This window comes from Vogesella sp. XCS3 (genome assembly GCF_020616155.1).
Lineage (GTDB): Bacteria > Pseudomonadota > Gammaproteobacteria > Burkholderiales > Chromobacteriaceae > Vogesella.
In genome coordinates, this window is the sequence record NZ_CP085530.1 from 77,501 (window position 1) to 103,337 (window position 25,837).

Annotated in this window: 18 protein-coding genes and 2 rRNA genes (1 of these 20 only partly in view); 10 read left to right on the forward strand and 10 right to left on the reverse strand. The window is 62.1% G+C overall.

Annotation, left to right across the window (positions count from 1 at the left end):
- The 4 genes from LCH97_RS00425 to LCH97_RS00440 form a co-directional block, all read left to right on the forward strand.
- Nucleotides 1–2,047, forward strand: a 23S ribosomal RNA gene (locus LCH97_RS00425) (it extends 844 nt beyond the left edge of the window).
- Nucleotides 2,048–2,152: 105 nt separating this feature from the next.
- Nucleotides 2,153–2,265 (forward strand): 5S ribosomal RNA (gene rrf, locus LCH97_RS00430).
- A gap of 467 nt (nucleotides 2,266–2,732) precedes the next feature.
- Nucleotides 2,733–6,344, forward strand: a complete 3,612-nt coding sequence (gene putA, locus LCH97_RS00435; protein ID WP_227302871.1) for a trifunctional transcriptional regulator/proline dehydrogenase/L-glutamate gamma-semialdehyde dehydrogenase — start codon at nucleotides 2,733–2,735, stop codon at nucleotides 6,342–6,344.
- Between the two features lie 114 nt (nucleotides 6,345–6,458).
- On the forward strand, nucleotides 6,459–7,688 hold the full coding sequence (locus LCH97_RS00440) for a branched-chain amino acid ABC transporter substrate-binding protein (protein ID WP_227302872.1): 1,230 nt from the start codon (nucleotides 6,459–6,461) through the stop codon (nucleotides 7,686–7,688).
- 150 nt (nucleotides 7,689–7,838) lie between these two features.
- Here the strand turns inward: LCH97_RS00440 and LCH97_RS00445 are convergent, their stop codons facing one another.
- The 4 genes from LCH97_RS00445 to LCH97_RS00460 form a co-directional block, all read right to left on the reverse strand.
- Nucleotides 7,839–8,228: a hypothetical protein gene (locus LCH97_RS00445; protein WP_227302873.1), complete on the reverse strand. Its 390-nt coding sequence runs from the start codon at nucleotides 8,226–8,228 to the stop codon at nucleotides 7,839–7,841.
- Between the two features lie 5 nt (nucleotides 8,229–8,233).
- Nucleotides 8,234–9,715, reverse strand: coding sequence for an aldehyde dehydrogenase family protein (locus LCH97_RS00450; RefSeq protein ID WP_227302874.1), 1,482 nt, complete (start codon nucleotides 9,713–9,715; stop codon nucleotides 8,234–8,236).
- A 45-nt stretch (nucleotides 9,716–9,760) separates the two neighbouring features.
- On the reverse strand, nucleotides 9,761–10,117 hold the full coding sequence (locus LCH97_RS00455; protein WP_227302875.1) for a cupin domain-containing protein: 357 nt from the start codon (nucleotides 10,115–10,117) through the stop codon (nucleotides 9,761–9,763).
- A 66-nt stretch (nucleotides 10,118–10,183) separates the two neighbouring features.
- The gene (locus LCH97_RS00460; protein ID WP_227302876.1) at nucleotides 10,184–11,584 is read right to left on the reverse strand and encodes an FAD-binding oxidoreductase; all 1,401 of its coding nucleotides are present in this window, start codon (nucleotides 11,582–11,584) and stop codon (nucleotides 10,184–10,186) included.
- Between the two features lie 131 nt (nucleotides 11,585–11,715).
- On the opposite strand from LCH97_RS00460, the gene LCH97_RS00465 reads away from it, so the two are divergent.
- Entirely contained in the window at nucleotides 11,716–12,642 is a 927-nt protein-coding gene (locus LCH97_RS00465; RefSeq protein WP_227302877.1) for a LysR family transcriptional regulator, read from the forward strand.
- A 129-nt stretch (nucleotides 12,643–12,771) separates the two neighbouring features.
- Complete coding sequence (locus LCH97_RS00470; protein ID WP_227302878.1) at nucleotides 12,772–14,070, forward strand: IS4 family transposase; 1,299 nt, start codon at nucleotides 12,772–12,774, stop codon at nucleotides 14,068–14,070.
- Nucleotides 14,071–14,126: 56 nt separating this feature from the next.
- Here the strand turns inward: LCH97_RS00470 and LCH97_RS00475 are convergent, their stop codons facing one another.
- A complete protein-coding gene (locus LCH97_RS00475) occupies nucleotides 14,127–14,582 on the reverse strand; it encodes a single-stranded DNA-binding protein (RefSeq protein WP_017508765.1) in 456 nt (151 codons plus the stop codon).
- Between the two features lie 82 nt (nucleotides 14,583–14,664).
- Complete coding sequence (locus LCH97_RS00480) at nucleotides 14,665–16,038, reverse strand: MFS transporter (RefSeq protein ID WP_227302879.1); 1,374 nt, start codon at nucleotides 16,036–16,038, stop codon at nucleotides 14,665–14,667.
- Between the two features lie 196 nt (nucleotides 16,039–16,234).
- On the opposite strand from LCH97_RS00480, the gene uvrA reads away from it, so the two are divergent.
- The 3 genes from uvrA (at nucleotide 16,235) to LCH97_RS00495 (ending at nucleotide 20,320) form a co-directional block, all read left to right on the forward strand.
- Nucleotides 16,235–19,060, forward strand: a complete 2,826-nt coding sequence (gene uvrA, locus LCH97_RS00485) for an excinuclease ABC subunit UvrA (protein WP_227302880.1) — start codon at nucleotides 16,235–16,237, stop codon at nucleotides 19,058–19,060.
- A 77-nt stretch (nucleotides 19,061–19,137) separates the two neighbouring features.
- Complete coding sequence (locus LCH97_RS00490; RefSeq protein WP_227302881.1) at nucleotides 19,138–19,581, forward strand: VOC family protein; 444 nt, start codon at nucleotides 19,138–19,140, stop codon at nucleotides 19,579–19,581.
- 121 nt (nucleotides 19,582–19,702) lie between these two features.
- Nucleotides 19,703–20,320: a LysE family translocator gene (locus LCH97_RS00495; RefSeq protein WP_227302882.1), complete on the forward strand. Its 618-nt coding sequence runs from the start codon at nucleotides 19,703–19,705 to the stop codon at nucleotides 20,318–20,320.
- Between the two features lie 122 nt (nucleotides 20,321–20,442).
- Here the strand turns inward: LCH97_RS00495 and LCH97_RS00500 are convergent, their stop codons facing one another.
- The 4 genes from LCH97_RS00500 to LCH97_RS00515 form a co-directional block, all read right to left on the reverse strand.
- The gene (locus LCH97_RS00500; protein ID WP_227302883.1) at nucleotides 20,443–20,775 is read right to left on the reverse strand and encodes a rhodanese-like domain-containing protein; all 333 of its coding nucleotides are present in this window, start codon (nucleotides 20,773–20,775) and stop codon (nucleotides 20,443–20,445) included.
- A 79-nt stretch (nucleotides 20,776–20,854) separates the two neighbouring features.
- On the reverse strand, nucleotides 20,855–21,079 hold the full coding sequence (locus tag LCH97_RS00505; RefSeq protein WP_227302884.1) for a DUF2892 domain-containing protein: 225 nt from the start codon (nucleotides 21,077–21,079) through the stop codon (nucleotides 20,855–20,857).
- Complete coding sequence (locus LCH97_RS00510) at nucleotides 21,069–24,284, reverse strand: efflux RND transporter permease subunit (protein ID WP_227302885.1); 3,216 nt, start codon at nucleotides 24,282–24,284, stop codon at nucleotides 21,069–21,071. The genes LCH97_RS00505 and LCH97_RS00510 overlap by 11 nt, the downstream gene beginning before the upstream one ends.
- Complete coding sequence (locus tag LCH97_RS00515) at nucleotides 24,284–25,300, reverse strand: efflux RND transporter periplasmic adaptor subunit (protein ID WP_227302886.1); 1,017 nt, start codon at nucleotides 25,298–25,300, stop codon at nucleotides 24,284–24,286. The genes LCH97_RS00510 and LCH97_RS00515 overlap by 1 nt, the downstream gene beginning before the upstream one ends.
- A 123-nt stretch (nucleotides 25,301–25,423) precedes the next feature.
- Here LCH97_RS00515 and LCH97_RS00520 point away from each other — a divergent pair, with 123 nt between their 5' ends.
- Nucleotides 25,424–25,813 (forward strand): rhodanese-like domain-containing protein, encoded by a 390-nt coding sequence (locus LCH97_RS00520; RefSeq protein WP_227302887.1) that lies wholly within the window; start codon nucleotides 25,424–25,426, stop codon nucleotides 25,811–25,813.
- Nucleotides 25,814–25,837 lie beyond the last annotated feature (24 nt).

The window sequence follows — 25,837 nt, forward strand, 5'->3', positions numbered from 1 at the left end:
TTCCGGGGGTAAAGCACTGTTATGGCTAGGGGGTCATTGCGATTTACCAAACCATGGCAAACTCTGAATACCGGAAAGTGCAAGCATGGGAGACAGACGGTGGGTGCTAACGTCCATCGTCAAGAGGGAAACAACCCAGACCGCCAGCTAAGGTCCCAAATGATCAGTTAAGTGGTAAACGAGGTGGGAAGGCCTAGACAGCCAGGATGTTGGCTTAGAAGCAGCCATCATTTAAAGAAAGCGTAATAGCTCACTGGTCGAGTCGTCCTGCGCGGAAGATGTAACGGGGCTCAAACTGATAACCGAAGCTGCGGATGGGCACATTAATGTGTCCGTGGTAGGGGAGCGTTCTGTAGGTCTGTGAAGGTGGTGGTGTAAACCCTGCTGGAGATATCAGAAGTGCGAATGCTGACATGAGTAGCGATAAAGCGGGTGAAAAGCCCGCTCGCCGAAAGCCCAAGGTTTCCTACGCAACGTTCATCGGCGTAGGGTGAGTCGGCCCCTAAGGCGAGGCTGAAAAGCGTAGTCGATGGGAAACGGGTTAATATTCCCGTACTTTTATGCAGTGCGATGTGGGGACGGAGAAGGTTAGGTTAGCGGCCTGTTGGAATAGGTCGTTTAAGCCGGTAGGCTGGTGCGGTAGGCAAATCCGCTGCACCTTAAGGCCGAGAGGTGATGACGAGGGTCTACGGACCTGAAGTAACTGATACCACGCTTCCAGGAAAAGCCACTAAGCTTCAGCTGCATAAGAACCGTACCGCAAACCGACACAGGTGGGCAGGATGAGAATTCTAAGGCGCTTGAGAGAACTCAGGAGAAGGAACTCGGCAAATTGACACCGTAACTTCGGGAGAAGGTGTGCCTCTGTTGGTGTAGGACTTCGCGTCCGAAGCTAGTAGAGGTCGCAGAGAATAGGTGGCTGCGACTGTTTAACAAAAACACAGCTCTGTGCCAACACGAAAGTGGACGTATACGGAGTGACGCCTGCCCGGTGCTGGAAGATTAAATGATGGGGTGCAAGCTCTTGATTGAAGTCCCAGTAAACGGCGGCCGTAACTATAACGGTCCTAAGGTAGCGAAATTCCTTGTCGGGTAAGTTCCGACCCGCACGAATGGCGTAACGATGGCCACACTGTCTCCTCCTGAGACTCAGCGAAGTTGAAATGTTTGTGAAGATGCAATCTACCCGCTGCTAGACGGAAAGACCCCGTGAACCTTTACTGTAGCTTTGCATTGGACTTTGAACAGACTTGTGTAGGATAGGTGGGAGGCTATGAAGCTGGAACGCTAGTTTCAGTGGAGCCGTCCTTGAAATACCACCCTGGTGTGTTTGAGGTTCTAACCTTGGTCCGTGATCCGGATCGGGGACAGTGCATGGTAGGCAGTTTGACTGGGGCGGTCTCCTCCCAAAGTGTAACGGAGGAGTTCGAAGGTTACCTAGGTACGGTCGGAAATCGTGCTGATAGTGCAATGGCAAAAGGTAGCTTAACTGCGAGACCGACAAGTCGAGCAGGTGCGAAAGCAGGACATAGTGATCCGGTGGTTCTGAATGGAAGGGCCATCGCTCAACGGATAAAAGGTACTCCGGGGATAACAGGCTGATTCCGCCCAAGAGTTCACATCGACGGCGGAGTTTGGCACCTCGATGTCGGCTCATCACATCCTGGGGCTGTAGCCGGTCCCAAGGGTATGGCTGTTCGCCATTTAAAGTGGTACGTGAGCTGGGTTCAAAACGTCGTGAGACAGTTTGGTCCCTATCTGCAGTGGGCGTTGGAAGTTTGACGGGGGCTGCTCCTAGTACGAGAGGACCGGAGTGGACGAACCTCTGGTGTACCGGTTGTGACGCCAGTCGCATCGCCGGGTAGCTAAGTTCGGAAGAGATAACCGCTGAAAGCATCTAAGCGGGAAACTTGCCTGAAGATGAGACTTCCCTGGAGGCTTGACCTCCCTGAAGAGTCGTTCGAGACCAGGACGTTGATAGGTCGGGTGTGGAAGCGCTGTGAGGCGTTAAGCTAACCGATACTAATTGCTCGTGAGGCTTGATCCTATCATTTGAGTTGCTTTGTTGATGATGAAGCGCTGGTTGATACAAGAAAATTCTACCGGCTGGAAGGTTTCCAGCCTGGCTTCTTTAAGTTTGTGACAGTTTATGTCTGGTGGCCATAGCGAGGTGGTCCCACGCCTTCCCATTCCGAACAGGACCGTGAAACGCCTCAGCGCCGATGATAGTGCAGATTCCTGTGTGAAAGTAGGACACCGCCAGACGCCCCATACGCAAGCCCAGCTCACACGAGCTGGGCTTTTGCTTTGGTGCCGCGAAAACACCGCATGCACCCCGCAGCCAACCTTGGCCGCAGCCTGCCCACCCAACATAAAGCCCGCAAAAGCGGGCTTTATGCATTGATCTCGGTGTCGGCAGTGAGGTTTGTTCAAATCACCTACTGAGCCATGCCGCATTCCTTTGGCGTGAGGCCCAGTCTTTTACAGCTTCCGCATCTTCGCAGTCGGCCCTGTCTCTTTTGCTGCTCTGTGAAGTAGCTCTCTAGCGGGGACTATTTTCTCTTCCGCGCTAGCTAAATGTACCCGCTTGGCTAAGCTACTGACGGTACTGTTGCATATTCATTGCACGCTGCCCGCTTTTTATTGCCATGATCTGCCTGGTACTACTGTTATCCGATATTTTGTATACAATAGTCAGATAACCTTATCTGCTGGATTTTGGAAAGATACTCATGCAATTTGTAGAGTTTGCACGCAGCCAGACTGCGCTTCGGGATGCCATTACTGCTGCTTATCGTCGTGATGAGCGTGACTGCGTAGCGTTGATGATGGAGCAGGCTGCTATGCCTGAAACGCAGGTCGCCAGTATCAAAGCACTGGCCAGCAAGCTGGTAGCCCAAGTACGTAAAGAGCGCACCAAGTCCAGCGGTGTAGATGCACTGATGCACGAGTTCACCCTCTCCAGCCAGGAAGGTATTGCGCTGATGTGTCTGGCCGAAGCACTGCTGCGTATTCCGGACCGCCTGACTGCGGACAAGCTGATTCGCGACAAGATTTCTGGTGGTGACTGGGCTTCTCACCTGGGTAACAGCGCGTCGCTGTTCGTGAATGCGGCGGCCTGGGGCTTGCTGGTTACCGGCAAACTGGTGTCGTCCCACAGCGAGCAGGGCTTGTCCTCTGCCTTGACGCGACTGATTGCCAAAGGTGGCGAGCCGCTGATCCGCAAAGGTGTGGATCTGGCTATGCGCATGCTTGGCAAGCAGTTTGTTACCGGTGAAACCATCGAGGAAGCGCTGGCCAATGGCCGCGAGCGCGAAGCACGCGGCTACCGTTTCAGCTACGACATGCTGGGCGAAGCGGCGATGACCGAAGACGATGCGCAGCGCTACCTGCGTGACTACGAAGTAGCGATCCACGCGATTGGCAAAGAATCCAATGGTCGTGGTATCTACAATGGCCCCGGCATTTCGGTAAAGCTGTCTGCTATTCACCCGCGCTATGCCCGCATGAAGCACGAGCGCATGATGGCCGAGCTGCTGCCGCGCCTGAAAGGCCTGTTCCTGCTGGCCAAACAGTACAACATCGGCCTGAACATTGATGCCGAAGAAGCCGACCGCCTGGAAATTTCGATGGATCTGGTGGAGGCGCTGGCCAACGACCCGGACCTGAACGGCTTTGAAGGCATCGGTATCGTGGTACAGGCTTACCAGAAGCGCTGCCCGTACGTAATCGACTTCCTGATTGACCTGGCCCGTCGCACTGGCCACCGCTTCATGGTGCGCCTGGTGAAGGGCGCCTACTGGGACGCCGAAATCAAGCGTGCCCAGGTCGATGGCCTGGAAGGCTATCCGGTTTACACCCGCAAGGTGTACACCGATGTGTCCTATCTGGCGTGTGCCAAGAAACTGTTGGCCGCACAAGATGCGATTTATCCGCAGTTCGCCAGCCATAACGCCTACACCTTGTCGGCGGTTTACCATCTGGCCGAAGGCAAGGACTACGAATTCCAGTGCCTGCACGGCATGGGCGAGACCTTGTACGACCAAGTTGTGGGCAAAGGCAAGCTGGATAAACCGTGCCGTATCTACGCCCCGGTAGGCTCGCACGAAACCCTGCTGGCTTACCTGGTGCGCCGCCTGCTGGAAAACGGTGCCAACAGCTCCTTCGTGAACCGTATCGTGGACGAGAACGTATCCATCGAAGAGCTGGTGGAAGACCCGGTAGCGGAAGCCGCGCGCTTTGGTGGCCTGCCACATAACAAGATTGCCCTGCCGGTAGCGCTGTATGGTGCCGGCCGCAAGAACTCTGCCGGTATGGACCTGGCCAACGAGCACGTGCTGCAAAAGCTGCAGCACGCCTTGCAGGCTAGCGAGCAGCAAGCCTGGTTGGCCGCACCACTGCTGGCCGATGCCGAGCCAAATGGCAGTGCCCCGCAAGCCGTGCTGAACCCGGCCAACCATCAGGACGTAGTAGGCCAGGTGCAGGAAGCCACCCGCGAAGACGTGGAAGCTGCGCTGCAAGCCGCCGTGCGTGCCGCCCCGGTATGGGCTGCCACCGCGCCGGCAAAACGCGCCGAAGCGCTGGACCGCATGGCAGACCTGATGGAAGCCAATATGCCGGCGCTGATGGGCCTGGCCGTGCGCGAAGCCGGCAAGACCCTGAACAATGCCATTGCCGAAGTACGCGAAGCGGTGGACTTCTGCCGCTACTACGCTGCCCAGGTGCGCGAAGAGTTCGATAACAGCCGCCACCCGGCGCTGGGCCCGGTGGTGTGTATCAGCCCGTGGAACTTCCCGCTGGCCATCTTTATTGGCGAAGTCGTGGCCTCGTTGGCCGCAGGTAACGTGGTACTGGCCAAGCCAGCCGAACAGACTGCGCTGATTGCTGCCTACGCCGTGCGCCTGCTACACGAAGCCGGTGTTCCGCGTGACGTGCTGCAGTTCCTGCCTGGCCGTGGCGAAGTGGTGGGCGCTGCGCTGACTGCCGATGCCCGCATCAAGGGTGTGATCTTTACCGGTTCCACCGAGGTGGCGCAGATCATCAACCGCACGCTGTCTACCCGTGGCGAAGAAGTGCCGCTGGTAGCCGAAACCGGCGGCCAGAACGCCATGATCGTGGACAGCTCCGCGCTGCCAGAGCAGGTTGTTACCGATGTGCTGAGCTCGGCCTTTGATAGCGCCGGCCAGCGCTGCTCGGCGCTGCGCGTGCTGTACCTGCAACATGACATCGCCGACAAGGTGGTGAACATGATCAAGGGTGCCATGGACGAGCTGCGTGTCGGCAACCCGGCCCGTTTCAATACCGATATCGGCCCGGTGATCGACGCCGAAGCCCAGCAAGGCTTGCTGCGCCATATCGACGGCCTGAAAGACAAAGCCCGTAGCGTTTACCAGGCCAAGCTCACTGCCGAATGCGCCAACGGTACCTACGTAGCGCCAACGCTGTTCGAGATCGACCATATCAGCTTGCTGCAGCGCGAAGTATTTGGCCCGGTGCTGCACGTGATCCGTTTCCACGGTAGTGATATCGACAAGGTCATTGCCGAAATCAACAGCACCGGTTACGGCCTGACCCACGGCGTACATAGCCGTATCGACGAAACCATCGAGCGCATTACCGGCAACATCAAGGCGGGTAACGTGTATGTAAACCGCAATATCGTGGGTGCGGTAGTGGGTGTGCAGCCGTTTGGTGGCGAAGGCAAGTCCGGTACCGGCCCCAAAGCCGGTGGCCCGTTCTACCTGTACCGTCTGACCAGTGGCCACTGGGATGCGCAGCTCAGCCCGAGCGCCACGCCGCACGTACTGGGCAAGCTGGACGCCCTGCAAGCCGCGCTGCCGCAGCTGGGGCTGGATGATGGCGCACGCCAGCACCTGCAAGACCTGATTGCCCAGGCGCGTAGCGAAAGCCCGCTGAACCATGCACTGGTGCTGCCAGGCCCGACAGGCGAAAACAATACCCTGCGCTTTGCCCCGCGTGGTGTTGTCGGCTGCGCTGCCGACAATATGGAAGCCCTGCTGATGCAACTGGTTGCCGCTTTCGCCGCCGGTAACGATGTGCTGCTGGCTGACAGCGTGCATGCACAGAAAGTCGCCGCGGTGCTGCGTACTGCCGTTACCATCGTTGCCCAGATTGATCATGCTGATGTGGCTGCCGTACTGTACGCCGGCCCGGATGCCGAAGTATTGCGCCAGACACTGGCACGCCGCGATGGCGCACTGATTCCGCTGCTGCTGGTAGAGCGCGGTGGCTATAACCTGCATCGCCTGGTAGTAGAGCGTGCGCTTAGCGTCAATACCACAGCTGCAGGCGGGAATGCCAGCCTGATGAGCATTGGTGACTGATCAGGCTTGCTAAAGGTGTGGCGGCATTGAAATAATGCCGCCACCGTGTTTTCCCGTCGGCCAGACGGTTTCAAAGATGGCAAGAGCAACCCCGAGATAAAGAAGAGAGACAAAATGCAACTGACCAAACTTACCAGCATCACTGTAGCTGTTGCCGCTGCCCTGGCTTTTGCCGGCTGCAGCAAAAAAGAAGAAGCCCCGGCCGCCGATGCTTCCAGTACTGCCGCTGCCGCCCCGGCAGGCGCGCAAGTCATCAAGATCGGTTTTGCAGCCCCGCTGACCGGCCCACAGGCTCACTACGGTGAAGAGTACAAAAACGGCGTAACCCTGGCCATCGAAGATGCCAACGCTGAAAAACCGACCATCGACGGCAAGCCGGTTTCGTTTGAACTGGTGGCAGAAGATGACCAGGCCGACCCGAAAACCGCTACCCAGCTGGCCCAGAAGTTTGTGGACAACAAAGTGAACGGTATCGTTGGCCACTTCAACTCCGGCACCTCCATCCCGGCTTCCAAGATCTACTCCGACGCCGGCCTGCCGCAAGTTGCCATGGCAACCGCCCCGACCTTCACCCAGCAAGGTTACAAAACCACCTTCCGCTCCATGACCTCCGACACACAGCAAGGTTCGGTAATGGGCAAATTCGTGGTAGAGAAGCTGGGCGCCAAGAAAGTGGTGATCGTGGATGACCGCACTGCCTACGGCCAAGGCCTGGCAGACGAGTTCGAAAAAGCCGTGAAAGCCGCCGGTGGTGCCGTAGTGAAACGCGAGTTCACCAACGACAAAGCTACCGACTTTGCCGCCATTCTGACCACCATCAAAGGCGCTGCGCCTGACGTGGTGTTCTACGGTGGTGCCGACGCCCAGTCCGCCCCGATGGCCAAGCAGATGAAGCGCCTGGGCCTGAAAGCCCCGCTGATCTCCGGCGAAATGACCAAAACCCCGACCTTCCTGAAACTGGCCGGCAAAGAAGCCGACGGCACCATCGCCTCGCTGGCTGGCCTGCCGCTGGAAAAAATGCCGAAGGGCCCGGACTACGCAACTCGCTACAAGGCACGTTTCAACATGGACGTAGCCACCTACTCCCCGTACGGCTATGACGCTACCCGCGTGCTGATCGCCGCCATGAAAGAGGCGAACTCCGCCGAGCCGGCGAAATACCTGCCGGTACTGGCCAAGATCAACTACACCGGCGTAACTTCGTCCAACTGGTCCTACGATGACAAAGGCGACCTGAAAGACGGCGGCATCACCGTGTACAAGGTTGAAGGCGGCGAGTGGAAAGTAATGGAAACCATCGGTGGCGGCGCCCCTGCTGCCGCTGCGGCTTCCGCTGCCCAGTAAGTCAGTTACGCGCACCTGAGAGGGTGCTGGAGAGAGAAAAGCCCTTCCGCTTGCGGAAGGGCTTTTTCGTGCCTGCGTTAGCGGCTAATAGTTATGCGGCCAAGCTTTATCTGCCCGGGTAGCAAGGTTGGCCGCAGCGGTAGGGCAGGTTCACGACGGCGGTGTGTCTGGCGACAGCACCGTGTTCAGGGTGGATCCCATCAGGTCGATGGCGAGCAGGTAGCCCAGCCACCAGAAAGGGTTCAGCAGCGATAGCAGCCGTGGCCGTGCCAGCCACGCCGCCACCTGCTGCTGCGCGTCTTCCTCGGCGTAGAACCAGTCCGGCAAGGCCATGCCCGCGCTGGCGTACACCGCCAGCGTATACAAAGCAAAAGCGCCGCACACTTCGTAGTAGGCAATATGCTTTAGTTCACGGCTGCTCAGGCCGGTAGCGGCCAGCTGCGCGCGGAATGCGGCCAACTCGGTGGCATCGTAGGACGTGTCTACCCACACCTGGGCCAGCACGCCCCACGCTATCTGCCTGCCGGATAGCGCCGCCATCCTGCCTAGCGGCTGTACCAGCCCACCGGGCCGGGTTGCAGGTTGATGTTGACCTGTTTCACCTGCTGATACTCCAGCAGGCCGTTGACGCCCAGGTCGCGGCCGTAGCCGCTCATCTTGTAGCCGCCCCACGGCGCTTCGTTGAAGGTGGGGTTGTAGCAGTTGATCCAGGTGACGCCGGCGCGCAGCGCCTTCATCACCCGCAGCGCCCGCGCACCGTCGGTGGTGAACACGCCGCCGGCCAGGCCGTACGGTGTGTCGTTGGCCAGGCGGATGGCCTCGGCTTCGTTGCTGAAGGTCTGGATCGCCACCACCGGGCCGAACACTTCCTCGCGGCAGATTTCCATCTCGCTGCGGCAGTTGTCGAAGATGGTGGGGCGCAGGAAGTAACCATTCGCGCAGTCGCCGTCGGTATGGCGTTGGCCGCCGCACACCAGCGTGGCGCCCTCAGCCTTGGCGCGTTCGATGAAGCCCAGCACTTTTTCCAGCTGGCCGGCGGATACCAGCGGGCCGATGTCCGGGTCGTTCACGCCGGGGCCGATGGTCATGGCGTTGGCGCGCTCTGCCAGCCGGGCGACAAAGCGGTCTTTCAGCGAGGCCTCGATCAGGATGCGCGAGCCGGCCGAGCACACCTGGCCCTGGTTGAAGAACACGCCGATCATCGCCCACTCCACCGCGCCTTCCAGGTCGGCGTCGGCAAAGATGATGTTGGGCGACTTGCCGCCCAGCTCCAGCCCCACGCGCTTGAGGTTGCCCACCGCGGCGCGGGCGATCAGCTGGCCGGTGCGGGTGCTGCCGGTGAAGGTGATCATGTCCACATCGTGGCTGTCGGCCAGCGGCTGGCCGGCGGCCGGGCCGCTGCCCAGCACCAGGTTGGCCGTACCCGCCGGCAGGCCCACCTCATGGAAGATCTCGAACAGCACTACCGACGATAGCGGGGTGAGCTCGCTGGGCTTGAACACCACGCAGTTGCCGGCGGCCAGCGCCGGCGCCAGCTTCCAGGTGGCCATCAGCAGCGGGTAATTCCACGGCGTGATCAGGCCGCACACGCCCACCGGTTCGTGCAGGCTGTAGGCGTGCATGGGGCCGAAACCGTCCGGCACCTCGTACACGCCGCCTTGCGGCTTGCCGATCAGGCCGGCGTAGTAGCGGAAGCAGGCGGCGGCGTCTTCGATGTCGCAGCGCGCTTCGCGCAGCGGTTTGCCGTTGTCCAGGCAGTCTAGCAGCGCCAGCTCTTCGGTACGGGCGCGGATGGCGTCGGCAATGCGGTACAGCATGTCGGCGCGGCGCGGGCCGCTCATGTGGCGCCAGTCGCCTTGCTGGTAGAAGGCGTGCTTGGCGGCGGCAATGGCTTGCAGTGTGTCCTCGGCCGTGCTGTCGGCGACCACGCCGATGACGTCGCCGTTGGCGGGGTTGAGAATGTCGCGGGTGTGGCCCAGCAGCGCGGGTTGCCACTGGCCGTTGATGTAGTTGAGGCGGGTCTGCATGGTGTCTCCGGTAGCGGGTACGGCAGGCATCGATAAGGCCGCGCTTCAGGCGCGGGCGATGTAGATCTTGCGCAGTGTCTGGCGCACCGTCCAGGTGGTGGCGCTGCCGGCGGTCAGAAAGCCGACGGTGCCGGGCTGCAGCTGCAGCGGCGCGGTGCCGTCGTCAAATGTCACGGTGGCGTCGCCCGCGAGCACCACGAAGCATTCGTCCACTTCGATATCGGTGGTGACCGACGGCGACATTTCCCACACGCCGATGGCGACATCGCCCAGCGTGGCCAGCTCGGCCACGCCCACGGTGGCCGGGCCGTGTACCACTTTGGCCGGGTCTACCGGCTGGTAAGCCAGCTCGGCGGTGGTGGCGAGCAGGGCGTAGTTGTTCAGTAGTGCAGGTGTGCTCATGGCAAGGTTTCCGTTGCGGTAACAGTGTCGGTGCCAGCTGCGGCCAAGGTTGGCCGCAGCCAGTAGTCAGGAGTCGAAGCCCAGGCCCAGCGCGTCCATGCCGCGCAGGAAGGCGTTACGGCGGCCGTGGTTGTGGTCGGCGCGGTCCAGGCTCCAGCGCATGGCCTGCACCACGGTGTAGGTTAGCGGCTCGGGCGGGAAGGGCAGCGGCATCTCGCGCACCATGCGCAGGCGGGTGCGTTCGGTGTCCAGGCCTTCTACCTTGTCCAGCAGCACGTTGGCCGCAAAGCGTGTGGCGCCCACGCCCAGGCCGGTAAAGCCGGCGGCCAGCGCCACCTTGCCGCCCATGGCGTCGGTAAAGAAGGCGCAGAAGCGCGACGAGGTGTCGATCACTCCGGCCCAGCGGTGGCTGAAGCGCAAGCCGGCCAGCTGCGGGAAGGTGGTAAAAAAGTGGCTGGCCAGCCGTTCAAAGCTTTCCGGCCGCTCTTCGTATTCCGGCTTGATCTTGCCACCCAGGTGGTAGATGGCGTCGTAGCCGCCAAACAGGATGCGGTTATCGCGCGTCAGCCGGTAGTAGTGGAACTGGTTGCCCACGTCGGCAATGCCCTGGCGGTGCTGCCAGCCGATGGCGGCCAACTGTCCGGCGCTGAGCGGCTCGGTCATCAGCACGTAGTCGTACACCGGGATGGTGTGCCAGCGGTAGCGCTTCAGCAGCGAGGGGAAGGCGTTGGTGGCCAGAATCACCCGCTCGGCCAGCACGTGGCCCTGCGCGGTGTCCACGCGTACCAGCGCGCCCTGATGACTAATGCCGGTAGCGGCACTGTGCTCGAAAAAGCGCACGCCCAGCTGGCGCGCCACGCGTGCCAGGCCCGCTACCAGCTTGCCGGGGTGGATCATGGCGGTGCCGTCGCGGTCCCAGTGGCCTGCCAGAAAGGTAGGCGAGTTCACTTCGGCGCGGATGGCGGCCTCGTCCAGGCAGCCTTCGCCGTCAAAGCGCGCCACCTGGTACGGTTCCACCGCCACTTCCAGTACCCCGGTGCGTTCGAAATCGCAGTCTATGCCGTAACGCGCCAGCGTGGCTTCCAGCTGGTTCAGGTTGTCCAGCCCCAGTTCTTCCAGCTGGGCAAACTCTTCCGGCCAGCGCTTCAGGCCGTTGTCCTCGCCGTGGGTCAGGCTGGCTTCGCAGAAGCCGCCATTGCGACCGGACGCCGCCTGGCCGACGCGGCCGGCTTCCAGCAGCACCACGTCGCGTCCGGGTTGGCGTTCCTTGGCCATCAGCGCCGACCACAGCCCGAGAAAACCGCCGCCGACAATCAGCAGCGCGCTGCGCACCTCCCCCTGCAAGGCAGGTGCGGCCGGGCCGCGGTCAACGTCGTCCAGCCAGAAAGGCGTGGCCTTGCTGGCGGCGAGGGCGTGACGGATGGTGTCCGCACTGGGCGGTAGGCGTTCGTAGACGGTCTGTGCCATAGGGGTGGGTGTGCGTGTGGTAGATGGGTTGTTTATAGCGCGTAGCGGCCAGATGTGGCGACAGCATGACTTGCCAATCGCGCAAGTTAAATACAATATTTCCAAACTTCAGTTTACAAATGGCTCACCCAATGAACAAGCCGGTAGCGCTGGGGCAGGTTAGCGATTTTGACATCCGCCTGCTACGTATTTTCAAGACCGTGGTGGAGTGCGGCAGTTTCTCTGCCGCCGAAAGCGTGCTGGGCATCAGCCGCTCGGCCATCAGCCTGCACATGGGCGACCTGGAGAAGCGGCTGGGTGTATGTCTGTGCCGCCGTGGTCGCGCCGGCTTTGCACTGACCGACGAGGGGCGCGAGGTACTGCGTGCGGCCAACATCCTGCTGTCGGCCATCGAGGACTTTCGCGACGAGGTAAACCAGCTGCACCACCAGCTGCGCGGCGATCTGAACATCGGCATCATCAATAACCTGGTGACGCAGTCGCACATGCACATCACGCGTGCACTGAAGGCGCTCAGCGCGCGCGGCCCTGGCGTGTGTATCAATATCGCCATGATGGTGCCCAGCGACATCGAGCAGGGCGTGCTGGACGGCACGCTGCACGTGGGCGTGATACCGGAAACCCACCCCTTGCCCGGCCTGGCCTATTTGCGGCTGTACGAGGAGCAGTCGTCACTGTATTGCAGCAGCGAACACCCGTTTTTTGCCGCAGCCGCACCAGACGACACCGCCATCCGCCAGGCGCACGCCATTTTCCCCAATTACCGCATTACCGACGAGGCACACCGCTGGCTGGGCCAGCTGCACTGCACCGCCAAGGCGTCCGACCGCGAAGGCATCGCCTTTTTGATACTCACCGGCCACTACATCGGCTTTCTGCCCGACCACTACGCTGCCAGCTGGGTAGCGCGCGGCCAGATGCGTGCCATCCGCCCCGACGAATACCGTTACAGCACGCCGCTAAGCGTGGTGGTGCGCAAAGGCCGGCGCAGCAATATGGTGCTGGACAGCTTTCTGGGCGAGCTGGGCGCGCCGGATACGGGGCGGGAGGGGAGCTAGCAGGGCAGGAGGTTGGTCGGCAGGTGCCGCCTATGAAAAGCCCGCTTCGGCGTAATGCCAGTCAGTTAAGGCTTGCCGCTGTAAATCCAGTAAAAGGGAACATGTTCATCATGTTCCCTTTTTCGCTGTATGAGCCTGCTACAACACGCATTAAATGACACGCTGCCACATACCCCTTCTCGTCTGGAGGCATTAGCCGCACTGATTGACCCAGACTGGATCGCGCAAGCCCTCGCCGTAACCGGTAAAGCCTCTATCCGGCGCCGTAAACTCCCGGCCGAACATGCCGTCTGGCTGGTCATTGGCCTGGCACTCTTTCGCCACTTGCCGCTATGGCAGGTCGTACAGCAATTGGCGCTGAGTCTCGATCAACAAACCCTACCCGCACCCAGCGCCAGTGTTCAGGCACGTCAGCGCCTTGGCGACGAGCCGATGGCCCAACTGTTCCGGATGCTCACGCAAGCCTGGAACCGGGTCCCCACCCATGACGCCTTGCGCGTACTGGCCGTTGACGGGATCGTCTGGTGTGCGCCAGACACCCCGGAGAATCAGCAGCAGCTTGGCCGTTGCGCCACACAGCATGGGGCACTTCCTTGGGCACAGATCCGTGCAGTCTGCCTGATGGATACCCTCAGCCATGAGTTACTGGATGCCCAAATGGGGGGTATGGACCGTGGCGAGCTGACACTCGCAGCGGGTCTGCAGGGGCAGGATCACTCCATTACCTTGTTTGATCGGGCTTACTTCTCGGCCGCCTTCCTGCTGCAGTGGCAGGAACAGGGCGTTTCGCGGCACTGGCTGATGCGGGCCAAAGACAAGTTGCGTTACGAGAGCGTGATGCAGCTCGCTGCCGGGGACACCCTCATTCGCATGCCGGTCTCGCCGCAGGCACGGAAGCAGCATTCCGCGCTGCCCCGTTACTGGCAGGCCCGGCTGATTGAGGTAGAGATAGCCGGGCGAAAGCGGCGCTATCTGACCTCGGTGCTGGATCATCAGGCTTACCCTGCTATGCAGTTGGCGCAGCTATATGCCGAACGCTGGGAAATCGAGCTGGGGTTTCGCGAGATCAAACAATCGCTGCAGCATGCCGAGCCAGTGTTGCGCAGCAAACAGCCAGACTTGGTTCGGCAAGAGTTATGGGGGGTGCTGATTGCGTATACCTTGCTGCGGCGGTGGATGCGGGAGATGGCAGCGCAAGCGAAGGTAGAGCCGCGCCGGATCAGTTTCCACACTGCCAGCTACGCGATAGTGAATGTGCTGTGTTTTGCCAGCCTGAGCTCGGCAGGTACGTTGCCGGCGCAATTATCGCGCTTGCTGGAGCAGTCGAGTCTGTTTGTGCTACCACCCCGCAGACCAGACCGACATTGCCCGCGCGTGGTGAAGAACAGGGCGCACAAATATCCAACGAAAAATGCCAGTCAGCGTTAACTGACTGGCATTACGCCAGCTGGCGGGTTTTGTTTTAGCAGGCAAACAGCGCCGGTTTAGAACGGAATGTCGTCGTCCATGTCGTCCATGCGGGCGGCAGGCTTGGGTTCCTGGCGGCGCGGGGCGGCTGGCGGGGCGGATGGGGCTTCCTGGCGGGCTGGCGGGGTGGCGCTGTAGCCGTCGTCCATTGGCGGCATGTCGTCGCGGCGGCCGCCTTGCAGGCTGATTTCGCTCACGCGCACGTCTGGCGACAAGCGCTTGATGCCTTCCTTGTCTTGCCATTCGCGCAGGGTCAGTTGGCCGTATACGGTGACTTGCTGGCCTTTGTTCAGGTAGTTTTTCAGCGATTCGCCACGTTTGCCCCATACCTGGCAGCTAAACCAGTTGGTGGTTTTGCGCTCGCCAAAACCGATGTCGCTGGCCACGCGGAAGCTCAGCACCGATTCGCCGCTGGGGGTGTAACGCAGCTCTGCGTCTGCGGCCAGGCGGCCGTCAAAAGTAATGCTGTTCATGGAATCCTCCGAAAAATCTGTTCAATATGTGGGGCGGTAGCGTGTACCACCCTGCAGGGCTGCATCAGCTCTGCGTATGTTTTCAGGCCTGGGCCGGGTAAGTGCTGGCAATCAGGGCGCGGGCGCTGGCTTCGTCCCAGCCTTGCTGGGCCACTTTCAGGAAAGCCACGCGCTCGTCCAGCATGATCACTACCTCGCTGACGCCTTGTACCGCCAGCAGCTGGCGCGATAGGGTGGCCACATCGCCTTGCCAGGTGTCGCCAATGTGGAACATCTGCGTTTTGACGGCCTTGGGTGGCGTCATGGTAAACGACAGCCACAGCCAGCTACCCATCAGCAAACTGGTAAAGCCGAATACGCCAGCGGCGCCGTGGTGGCTGTACAGCCAGCCGCCCAGCGCGGCGCCCAGAAACAGGCCTAGCGATTGCGCCGTATTATACACGCCGATGGCGGTGCCCTTCGCGTCGGCTGGGGCGATTTTCGAGATCAGCGATGGCAGTGTCGCTTCCAGAATATTGAAAGCAATGAAATACAGTGCCAGCCAGGTGACGATCAGCCAGAAGCTGGACAGCGCCAGCGCCATGCCCAGCTGGGCGGCGGTCATCAGCGCCACGGCAGCCACAAACACCTGCTTGAGCTTGGCTTTTTTCTCGCCGTAGATAATGGCCGGTACCATCAAGAAGAAGCCGGCTACCACCACTGGCAGGTATACCTGCCAGTGTTCGGACTTATCCAGGCCACCGGTGCTGGTGAGCGCGAAGGGGATGGTAACAAACATGGCCATCTGCGCGGCGTGCAGGGCAAAGATGCCGTAGTTCAGCCGTAGCAGCTCCGGGTGGCGCAGCACGGCCGGCAGGCGCGCGGTATTGGTGCCGGTGTCGGAGTGAAAGCGCGACACGGCGGGGTCGGGGATGATCTTCCACACGCCTACCAGTGCCATCAGCGACAGCACACCGGTAAGGGTGAAGATGCCGTCCACGCCGATGTGCTTGGCCAGCAGCGGGCCCAGCACCAGGCTCACTGCAAAGGTGGTGCCGATGCTCATGCCTATCATGGCCATGGCGCGGGTGCGGTTTTCTTCGCGGGTAAGGTCGGCCAGTAGGGCGGTAATGGCGGCAGAGATGGCTCCGGCGCCCTGGATGACGCGGCCCAGCATCAGCCAGTAGATGTCGTCGGCCTGGGCGGCAATAAAGCTACCGGCAGCAAACAGTAGCAGGCCGGCGTAGATCACTTTTTTGCGGCCAACCTTGTCCGACAGCATGCCCAGTGGCAGCTGCAGCATGGCTTGTACCAGGCCATAGCTACCCAGCGCGATGCCGATCAGGGCGTGATTGTCTGCGCCTTTCAGCGTGGTGGCGTACAGGGCGAATACGGGCAGAATCAAAAACATGCCCAGCATGCGCAGGGCGTAAACACCGGCCAAACCCAGGCTGGCGCGTAGTTCTAATGCAGTCATGTGTATGCGTATAAGAGGTGGCAAACGGGCAGCTGCCATAGCGGAGAAGGCTGCCGGTGGCCAGTGTAGCGGGGTTTTCCTGCCGTGCTGTGACGGTGTGTAAACCCTGCTGGCTATGTGGCCTGCTCAGGCTGCTGGAGCCTGCTGCAATAAGTCCGGTATAGTAGCAGGTTCCCCGATTCACGGTGAGACAGGCATGGACTCCATCCGCATACGCGGTGCACGCACGCACAACCTCAAAAACGTAAACCTGGATCTGCCACGCCACCAGCTGGTGGTGATTACCGGCTTGTCCGGCTCCGGCAAGAGCTCGCTGGCGTTTGACACGCTGTACGCCGAGGGCCAGCGCCGCTATGTGGAAAGCCTGTCGGCCTACGCGCGGCAGTTTCTGCAGCTGATGGAAAAGCCCGATGTGGATCTGATCGAAGGCCTGAGCCCGGCGATTTCTATCGAGCAGAAAGCCACCAGCCATAACCCGCGTTCTACCGTGGGCACCGTCACCGAAATCCACGATTACCTGCGCCTGCTGTACGCCCGCGTGGGCGACCCGCATTGCCCGGAGCACGACGTGCCGCTGGCCAGCCAGACGGTAAGCCAGATGGTGGACCACGTGCTGGCGCTGCCGGCAGAAACGCGGGTAATGATCCTGGCGCCGGTGATTGTTGGCCGCAAAGGTGAAAACCTGGACCTGTTCGACGATCTGCGCGCGCAGGGCTTTGTGCGGGTGCGGGTAGACGGCGAGGTGTACGAGCTGGACGCCGTGCCCAAGCTGGACAAGAACAAGAAGCACACGATCGAGGTGGTGATCGACCGCCTGAAAGTGCGCGATGACATGAAGCAGCGCCTGGCGGAAAGCTTTGAAACCGCGTTGCGCCACGCCGAAGGCCGTGCCATTGCGGTAGAGATGGATAGCGGGCAAGAGCACTGGTTCTCGGCCAAGTTTGCCTGCCCGGTGTGCAGCTACAGCCTGCCCGAGCTGGAGCCGCGCCTGTTCTCGTTCAACAACCCGATGGGCGCCTGCCCCAAGTGCGATGGCCTGGGCGAGATTACCTTCTTCGACCCCAAGCGCGTAGTGGCGCACCCCGAGCTGACGCTGGCCACCGGTGCCATCAAGGGCTGGGACAAGCGCAACCAGTTTTACTTCCAGATGCTGCAGGCCTTGGCCGCGCATTACGATTTTTCGCTGGAGCTGGCGTTCGAGGACCTGCCGCAGCGCGTACAGCACGTGGTGCTGCACGGCTCTGGCAAGGACGAGATCGAGTTTACCTACGTATCCGAGCGCGGCACCAAGTTCCAGCGTGCGCACGCCTTCGAGGGCATCATCCCTAACCTGGAGCGCCGCTATCGCGAAACCGACTCCAGCACCGTGCGCGAAGAGCTGGCCAAGTACCAGAACAACCAGTGCTGCCCGTCTTGCAAAGGCTCGCGCCTGCGCCTGGAAGCACGCCATGTGTTTATCGGCCGCAAGACCCTGCACGAAGTGAACCAGCTGGCGCTGAAAGAAGCCGCGGCGTTTTTTGCCGGGCTGCAGTTTTCCGGCCAGAAGCAGGCGGTGGCCGAAAAAATCGTGAAGGAAATCAGCGACCGCGTGTCGTTCCTGAACAACGTCGGCCTGGACTACCTGTGCCTGGCGCGCTCAGCCGACACCCTGTCCGGCGGCGAAGCGCAGCGTATCCGCCTGGCCAGCCAGATTGGCAGCGGCCTTACCGGCGTGATGTACGTGCTGGACGAGCCGTCCATCGGCCTGCACCAGCGCGACAACGACCGCCTGCTGGCCACGCTGATGCGCTTGCGCGACCTGGGCAACAGCGTGATCGTGGTGGAACACGACGAAGACGCCATCCGCGCTGCCGACTACCTGGTGGACATGGGCCCCGGCGCTGGCGAACACGGCGGCGAGGTGCTGGTAGCCGGCACCCCGGCCGAAGTAGCCGCCTGCGAGCGCTCGGTCACCGGCGATTTCCTGTCCGGCCGCCGCCTGATACCGGTACCGGCCAGCCGCCGCGAGGTGAACCCCGAGCGCATGCTGCAGATCGAAGGCGCCAGCGGCAACAACCTGAAAGACGTGACGCTGGACCTGCCACTGGGCATGCTGGTGTGCATTACCGGCGTGTCCGGCTCGGGTAAATCCACGCTGATCAACGATACGCTGTACAAGATCGCCGCGCGCGACCTGAACGGCGCCAGCGAAGAGCCGTCGCCGTACCGCCGCATCCACGGGCTGGACCATCTGGACAAAGTGATCAACGTGGACCAGAGCCCCATCGGCCGCACGCCGCGTTCCAACCCGGCTACCTACACCGGCCTGTTTACGCCGATACGCGAGCTGTTTGCCGGCGTGCCGCTGTCGCGCGAACGCGGCTACGGCCCGGGGCGCTTCAGCTTCAACGTCAAGGGCGGCCGCTGCGAGGCGTGCCAGGGCGATGGCGTGATCAAGGTGGAAATGCACTTCCTGCCCGATGTGTACGTGCCGTGCGACGTGTGCCACGGCAAGCGCTACAACCGCGAAACGCTGGAAGTACAGTACAAGGGCAAGAACATTACCGAAGTGCTGGAAATGACGGTAGAACAGGCGCTGGAGTTCTTCAGCGCGGTGCCCAGCGTGGCGCGCAAGCTCAAAACGCTGATGGACGTGGGTCTGGGCTACATCCGCCTGGGGCAAAGCGCTACTACGCTGTCCGGCGGCGAGGCGCAGCGGGTGAAGCTGGGGTTGGAGCTGTCCAAGCGCGACACCGGCAAAACGCTGTACATCCTGGACGAGCCTACCACCGGCCTGCACTTCCACGATATCGATCTGCTGTTGCAGGTGCTGCACCGCCTGCGCGAACACGGCAACACCGTGGTGGTGATCGAGCACAATCTGGACGTGGTCAAAACCGCCGACTGGCTGATCGACCTGGGCCCGGAAGGCGGGGCGGGTGGCGGCCAGATCATTGCCAGCGGCACGCCAGAGCAAGTGGCGGCCAACCCGGTGAGCCATACCGGCCACTACCTGGCACCATTGCTGCAGCCGCGCAACTAAGCGACAGAGGCAATGGCTAAAATGCAGTTAGAATCAGCTACCGGGCTGCAATGTGGCAGCCCGCTAAAGGGGAAAGCATGTTAACGCTAGGCAAGATCGACCATATCCATATCCGCGTCAGCGACGGTGCCAAGGCCGTAGAGTGGTACGACCGCGTGCTGGGGCTGGCACCGGATGCCCGTTTCAAGCACATGCAGGAAGGCCCGCACGGCGCCATGATGCTGGCCAACCCCAGCGGCACGGTGCGCCTGGCGGTGAGCGAAGAGCCCGGCGCCGGCTGCCTGGCGGGTGCGGTGGCCTTTGTGGTGAGCGGACAGGATTTTCTGGAGTGGATAGACCAGTTGGCCGGCGAGCGTGTGCTGAACCGCGACGGCCAGACCATCGCCCGCGACAGCGTGCACGACCACGGTTTTTTCTGCTCGATCTCGTTTGTGGACCCGTTTGGCAACCCGTTCGAAATTGTCAGCTACGACCACACCTGGCTGGCTGGCAAGCTCAAGTTCAAGCGCACACCGGCCTGAGCCTGCTATCGCACACACAACCCGCCGCCCGCCGGCGGGTTTTTCTTGCGCGCCACTCAGGCATAACGATAAGTTAACGGCTCGCCCTTGCGGCCAACCTTGTTCTTTACCGGAGCCTGCCATGTCGCTTGCCACCTTGTTGTTGTTCCTGCCTGCCTGTTTTGCGCTAAACCTCGCCCCCGGCCCCAATAACTTGCTGTCGATCAGCAACGCTACCCGTTACGGCTTCCGTACCGCGTGCGTGGCGGGTAGCGGCCGTTTGCTGGCGTTTGCGGTGATGATTGCGCTGGCGGCCACCGGCTTGGCGGTGGTGTTGCAGGGCTCGGTGCTGTTGTTTACCGCCATCAAGTTGGCTGGCGCCGGCTACCTGTTCTGGCTGGCGTGGCAGCTGTGGCGCGCCGGCAGCCAGAGCGGCCCGGCCGACACCCGCCCGCAGCAAGGCCTGCGCGAGCTGATGCGACAAGAGTTGTGGGTGGCCGCCGGTAACCCCAAGGCCATCCTGATCTTTACCGCCTTTTTGCCGCAGTTCGTCGATACCGCGCAGCCGGTGGCGCCGCAGTTTTTGCAGCTGGGCGTGGCATTTTTGCTGCTGGAATGGGTGGCCATCGCCGTGTACGCCGCACTGGGCGTGCAGCTCAAGCGCTGGTTTGCTACGCCGCGCGGCCAAGGTGTGTTCAACCGCAGCTGCAGCGTGCTGCTGGGCGGCTCTGGCCTGGGGCTACTACTGGCCAGGTGCTAGCTGGGTAGGGGCTATGTGCTGCCAGCTTGGCCGCATGCTTTGACAGTTTGGCGGCCAGGCATGAAAAAGCCTCACCTGTTTGACGGGTGAGGCTTTTGCTTGTGCGGCGGCGCGTGGCAGGTTCAGGCCGCCTGGCGCTGGCTCGACAGCAGGCTGGCCAGGCGCGCCTGGTTGCCGGCGTTCTGCACATTGGCAAGGCCGGCGCTTTGCAGCTGTTTGCAGGCCATGGCCGAGCGCATGCCGCTGGCACAGTACAGCAGTACCGCCGGCGGTTTTTGCTGCTTCAGCCAGTCGATGCGGCTGGCCAGCTGGCCCAGCGGAATGTTGATGGCACCGGCGGCGTGGCCGCTGGCGAATTCGCCTTGCTCGCGTACGTCGATGATCAGGGCACCGCGCGGGATGGCCGCAGCCGGTTTGGCCTGGGTGCCGAACAGTTTTTTCAACCAGTGGATCATGGCCTGTCCTTGTTTGTCCGGTAGAAGGGTGTCGGGTGGCGGCGGATCTGCGCCAGCTCACCCTATCGGCACGAATACACTATTTCTGAAGGCAGACTGTCTGTTCGGGCAGGCCCAGCTTTTTGAGCAGCAGCGCCAGCGGGCAGAAGTTGCTTAGCGAGTACTGCAGCAGGTTGGCGCCAACAAAGGCGGTGAGCCACAGCCAGTATTTGCTGATAAACAGCGGGCTGGCGTCGGCGCCCAGCGCCAGCGACAGCAGGATCATGCAGCCGGCAAAAAAGCGGATAGCGCGTTCAATGGTCATGATGGGGTACCTCCGGAGTGTGCCCGCCGGCGGCGTGGCCGCGGAAGGCGATGTAATACAGCAGCGGGATAACCACCAGCGTCAGCAGGGTGGACACGAAAATGCCGAAGATCAGCGAGATGGCCAGGCCATTGAAAATGGGGTCGTCCAGGATAAACAGCGCGCCTATCATGGCGGCCAGGCCGGTCAGGGCGATGGGCTGGGCACGGGTAGCGGCCGAGCGCACTACGGCGCTGGCTAGCGCACTGCCGGCGGCCACTTCCAGCCGGATGAAGTCCACCAGCAGGATGGAGTTGCGCACGATGATGCCGGCCAGCGCGATCATGCCGATCATGCTGGTGGCGGTGAATGGCGCGCCCAGCAGCGCGTGGCCTGGCATCACGCCCACCAGCGTCAGCGGAATCGGCGCCATGATGATCAGTGGCATCAGGTAGGAGCCGAAATGGGCCACCACGAGCAGGTAGATCAGCACCAGGCCCACGGCGTAGGCGGCACCCATGTCGCGGAAGGTTTCGTAGGTGATCTGCCATTCGCCGTCCCACTTGATGGCGTACTCGCGCTGCGCATCGGCTGGCTGGTGGATAAAGTACTCGCCCAGCGGCTGCAGGTTGGCGGTCTTGATGCTGGCCAGTTGGCCGCGCATGGCAAACATGCCGTATAGCGGGCTGTCTTCGCCGCCGGCCATATCGCCGGTCACGTAGTCTACCGCCATGCCATCCTTGCGCAGCTGCGGGCGTTCGGTGTCGGCCGGTACGGCGGTCACCAGCTCGGACAGAGGCATCACGCTGCCATTGCCGGCGCGTACCGGCAGCGCCAGCAGCGCGTGGGTATCGGCCTGCAAGGCCTGCGGCAGGCGCAGCTGTACTGGCACCGCGTATTTGCTGAGGTCGCGCAGCCAGGTGGCGTTGTCGCCAGCCAGCCCGGCGGCCAGCGTGCTGACAATCGCAGCTTGCGGCACACCGCGCTGCATGGCTTTTTCGCGGTCGATCAGCAGGACACTGCGCGGGCCTTGCGGCTGCACGCTGCTGTCTATGTCCACTACGTGCTGGCTACGCTTGAATACGGCTTCCAGTTGCTGCGCTACGCTGGTGCGGCCCGCGGCGGATGGCCCGTACACCTCGGCCACAATGGGGGCCATTACCGGCGGGCCGGGTGGTACTTCCACCAGCTTGATCCGTGCACCGTACAGGCGGGCAATCTGCTGCAGCGCCGGGCGGTAGCGCAGCGCCAGGCTGTGGCTGGATTCGTGGCGCTGGTGTTTGTCCTGCAGGTTGATCAGGATGTCGCCGCTCTCAAAACCGCTGCGCAGGTAATACTGGCGTACCAGGCCGTTGAAGTTGATCGGTGCGGCGGTGCCGGCGTAAGCCTGGTAGTTCACCACCTCGGGCTGTCGCCCCAGCCAGTTGCCCAGGCTTTGCATCACAGCGGCGGTGTCTTCCAGCGGCGCACCTGCCGGCATGTCCACCACCAGCTGCAGCTCGGATTTGTTATCGAACGGCAGCATTTTCAGCACCACCAGCTTGGCCACCGGCAGCGCCAGCGATAGCGCCACCATGCCGGCTACGCCCAGCATCAGCAGGCTGCGGGCACGGCCGCCGCGCTGCGCATGCAGAAACGGCGCGAACAATTTTGCGGCCAACGGTTGCAGACGGGCGGATAAGCCATCGTGGTGCTGGTGTTGCCGTGGCAGCCAGCGCTGCGCCAGCCACGGTGTCAGTACAAAGGCAATGGCCAGCGAGATCAGCATGCCCATCGAGGCGTTGATCGGTATCGGGCTCATGTACGGGCCCATCAGGCCGGATACAAAAGCCATGGGCAGCAGGGCGGCGATAACGGTGAGGGTAGCCAGGATGGTGGGGCCGCCTACTTCATCCACCGCGCGCGGGATCAGCTCGCTCAGGCTGGCATCCGGCGTGAGCTGGCGGTGGCGGTGGATGTTTTCCACCACCACGATGGCGTCGTCCACCAGGATGCCGATGGAGAAGATCAGCGCAAACAGCGACACGCGGTTCAGCGTGAAGCCCCAGGCCCACGACGCGAACAGCGTGGCGGTAAGGGTAAGAATGACGGCTACGCCGACAATGGCCGCCTCGCGCCGGCCCAGCGCCAGCATGACCAGCGCCACGACGGCGGATGTGGCAAAAGCCAGTTTCTGGATCAGCTTCTGCGCCTTGTCGTTGGCGGTGGCGCCGTAGTTGCGGGTGAGCGTTACCTCCACATTATCCGGCAGCAGTGTGCCGTACAGCTGGTCCACGCGCTGCGCCAGCGCGTCGGCGATATCTACCGCGTTCTGCCCCGGTTTTTTGGTGATGCTGAGGGTGACGGCGGGAGCGCTTCCCAGTGCGTCGCCGTACCACACGTAATGGCTGGCTTGCTGCGCGCCGGCGCTGACTTCGGCCACGTCACGCAGGTACACCGGCCGGCCATTGCGTACTGCCACGATCAGGCTGGCGACTTGTTCGGCGTTTTGCAGGAACGGCCCGGCCTCTACGGTAATGGCCTGGCGGTTCACGGTTTGCCCCAGCGGCAGCGCCTGGTTGGCCGCAGCCAGCGCTTGGCGCAGGTCGTCCACGGTGAGGCCGGTGGCTTGCAGCTTTTGCGGCAGCAGGCTCACATTGATGGCCTGGCCGGGGCCGCCGATGGTGGTGACTTCGCGGGTGCCGGGCACGCGTTTGAGCTCGCCTTCCAGCGCGTGGGCGATGCGTTCCAGGTCCAGGCTGCCCAGGCTGTTGTCGCGGGCGTGCAGGGTAAAGGTGACGATGGGCACATCATCGATGCCCTTGGGCTTGATCAGCGGCTGGCCTACGCCCAGGCCTTGCGGCAGCCAGTCGCCGTGGCTGTGGATGGTGTCGTACAGGCGTACCAGCGCGTCGATGCGCGGCACGCCTACCTTGAACTGCACGGTAAGAATGGCCATGCCCGGCCGGCTGACGGCGTACAGGTGATCCACGCCATCGATCTGGCCCAAGACCTGCTCGGCCGGCTGCGCCACCAGGCTTTCCACACTTTCCACACTGGCGCCGGGGAAGGGGATCAGCACATTGGCCATGGTGACGTTGATCTGCGGCTCTTCCTCGCGCGGGGTCACCAGCACGGCAAACAGGCCCAGCAGCAGGGCCAGCAGGGCAATCAGTGGTGTGATGCGGGCGTGCTGGAAAAACGCGGCCAGCCGGCCGGCCACACCCAGCTTGTGCGGGCTATCCATCAGCGTGCTCCTGGTGTACGGGTCAGGGCGGCAGCCTGTTCGGCGTTGGCGGCGATGCGTTCACCGGCACGCAGGCCGGCCAGCACCGGGAAGGTGCCGCTTTCGATACTGCCCAGCCGCACATAGCGCAGGCTGGGGCGGCCGCTGACATCTACGGTATACACCGCGTCAAACTCGCGCTGGCGGCTCACGGCGGCGGCGGGCACCCGCAGCTGGCTGTCACTGCTGCGCAGGGTAAAGCCGGCTTGCACCATCTCGCCTACCGGTACCGGGCTGCCTGCTTGCAGATTGACGCGTACGGTGCGGGTTTGGCTATTGGCGTCGGTAGCCGGGAACCATTCGATGCGGCCAACCTTTAATACTTGGCCGCGCCAGTTGAGCGTGGGTGTGGCTTGCTGGTTAACGTTGGCATACACGCTGGCTGGCAGCTGTACTTCCACGCGCAGGGCGTTGCCATCGTACAGCTCGACAATCGCCTGGCCCGGCATGGCCAGCGCACCCAGGTCGCCGTTGACGCGGGCGATGGTGCCCGCAAACGGGGCGCTAAGCTGGTACAGGCCAGCCTGGGCGCCGGCAGCGCGGGCGGCAGCGATCTGGGCGCGCGCCTGCGCTTCGGCTGTTTTCAGCTGTGCTTGCGCGCCATCCAGCGCCGATGCGCTGATGAAGTTTTGCGCGGCCAGCTTTTGGGTGCGGGCAAACTCGCGTCGCGCTTGTTCTAGCTGTGCTTGCGCAGCGGCGATCTGCGCCTGGCTGGCGCTGGCCGACTGCTGTGCCGCCTCGCCATCAACGCGCGCCAGTACGGTGCCGGCCTTGACGCTATCGCCAGCGCGTGCGCTAAGCTGGGTAATGCGCCCGGATACCGGTACCGCCAGCTGCGCGCTGCGTTGCGCCTGTACCACGCCCTGGCTCTGGTAGCTGGCATGTTGCTGCAGGTTGCCCAGCAACAAGGTGGGTAGCGGGCTGGCCAGGGCAGGGCTGGCGCTGAGGGCAATCACACTGAATCGAAGCAGGTGCACGGTGGGCTCCCGGGGAAATTGGCTATCCTTAACATAATATAAAAATTGATAATGTACAACCTCGGCATTATCATGGTCTGACGATGGCACTTGGCCGATCGCTATTTCAATACAGGAGAGATCATGCTGAAACGCAATGCACACGAGCTGGTGGCTGCTGCCAAGGCAGAAATCAAAGAATGCACGCTGGAAGAAGCCAAGATGCTGGTCGCCACCGGTAGCGTACTGCTGCTGGATGTACGCGAGCCGGAGGAGTACCACGCCGGCCATCTGGCCAGGGCGGTTAATGTGCCGCGTGGCTTGCTGGAGTTCCGCTTGTCTGGCGACGCTACGCTGGGTGATACCTCGCGCGCCATCTTGCTGTATTGCAAAACCAGCGGTCGGGCGGCGCTGGCCGCCAAGGTGATGCAGGATATGGGCTTTGGGCAGGTGGTATCGATGGCGGGCGGCTTTGACGCGTGGGTGGCTGCCGGGCTGCCGGTAGAGAAGCCACAGGCGCTGGGTTTCGATTAGGGCAGCGGATAAAGTAAAAAGGTT

Excerpts from the sequence above, each read along its gene's own strand:
- LCH97_RS00465 (WP_227302877.1), top strand. The coding sequence starts at position 11,716 with ATGAACAAGCCGGTAGCGCTGGGGCAGGTTAGCGATTTTGACATCCGC.
- uvrA (WP_227302880.1), top strand. The coding sequence starts at position 16,235 with ATGGACTCCATCCGCATACGCGGTGCACGCACGCACAACCTCAAAAAC.
- putA (WP_227302871.1), top strand. The coding sequence starts at position 2,733 with ATGCAATTTGTAGAGTTTGCACGCAGCCAGACTGCGCTTCGGGATGCC.
- LCH97_RS00505 (WP_227302884.1), bottom strand. The coding sequence starts at position 21,079 with ATGACCATTGAACGCGCTATCCGCTTTTTTGCCGGCTGCATGATCCTG.
- LCH97_RS00495 (WP_227302882.1), top strand. The coding sequence starts at position 19,703 with ATGTCGCTTGCCACCTTGTTGTTGTTCCTGCCTGCCTGTTTTGCGCTA.
- LCH97_RS00455 (WP_227302875.1), bottom strand. The coding sequence starts at position 10,117 with ATGAGCACACCTGCACTACTGAACAACTACGCCCTGCTCGCCACCACC.
- LCH97_RS00440 (WP_227302872.1), top strand. The coding sequence starts at position 6,459 with ATGCAACTGACCAAACTTACCAGCATCACTGTAGCTGTTGCCGCTGCC.
- LCH97_RS00475 (WP_017508765.1), bottom strand. The coding sequence starts at position 14,582 with ATGAACAGCATTACTTTTGACGGCCGCCTGGCCGCAGACGCAGAGCTG.
- LCH97_RS00510 (WP_227302885.1), bottom strand. The coding sequence starts at position 24,284 with ATGGATAGCCCGCACAAGCTGGGTGTGGCCGGCCGGCTGGCCGCGTTT.
- LCH97_RS00500 (WP_227302883.1), bottom strand. The coding sequence starts at position 20,775 with ATGATCCACTGGTTGAAAAAACTGTTCGGCACCCAGGCCAAACCGGCT.
- LCH97_RS00445 (WP_227302873.1), bottom strand. The coding sequence starts at position 8,228 with ATGGCGGCGCTATCCGGCAGGCAGATAGCGTGGGGCGTGCTGGCCCAG.
- LCH97_RS00480 (WP_227302879.1), bottom strand. The coding sequence starts at position 16,038 with ATGACTGCATTAGAACTACGCGCCAGCCTGGGTTTGGCCGGTGTTTAC.
- LCH97_RS00490 (WP_227302881.1), top strand. The coding sequence starts at position 19,138 with ATGTTAACGCTAGGCAAGATCGACCATATCCATATCCGCGTCAGCGAC.
- LCH97_RS00520 (WP_227302887.1), top strand. The coding sequence starts at position 25,424 with ATGCTGAAACGCAATGCACACGAGCTGGTGGCTGCTGCCAAGGCAGAA.
- LCH97_RS00460 (WP_227302876.1), bottom strand. The coding sequence starts at position 11,584 with ATGGCACAGACCGTCTACGAACGCCTACCGCCCAGTGCGGACACCATC.
- LCH97_RS00450 (WP_227302874.1), bottom strand. The coding sequence starts at position 9,715 with ATGCAGACCCGCCTCAACTACATCAACGGCCAGTGGCAACCCGCGCTG.
- LCH97_RS00470 (WP_227302878.1), top strand. The coding sequence starts at position 12,772 with ATGAGCCTGCTACAACACGCATTAAATGACACGCTGCCACATACCCCT.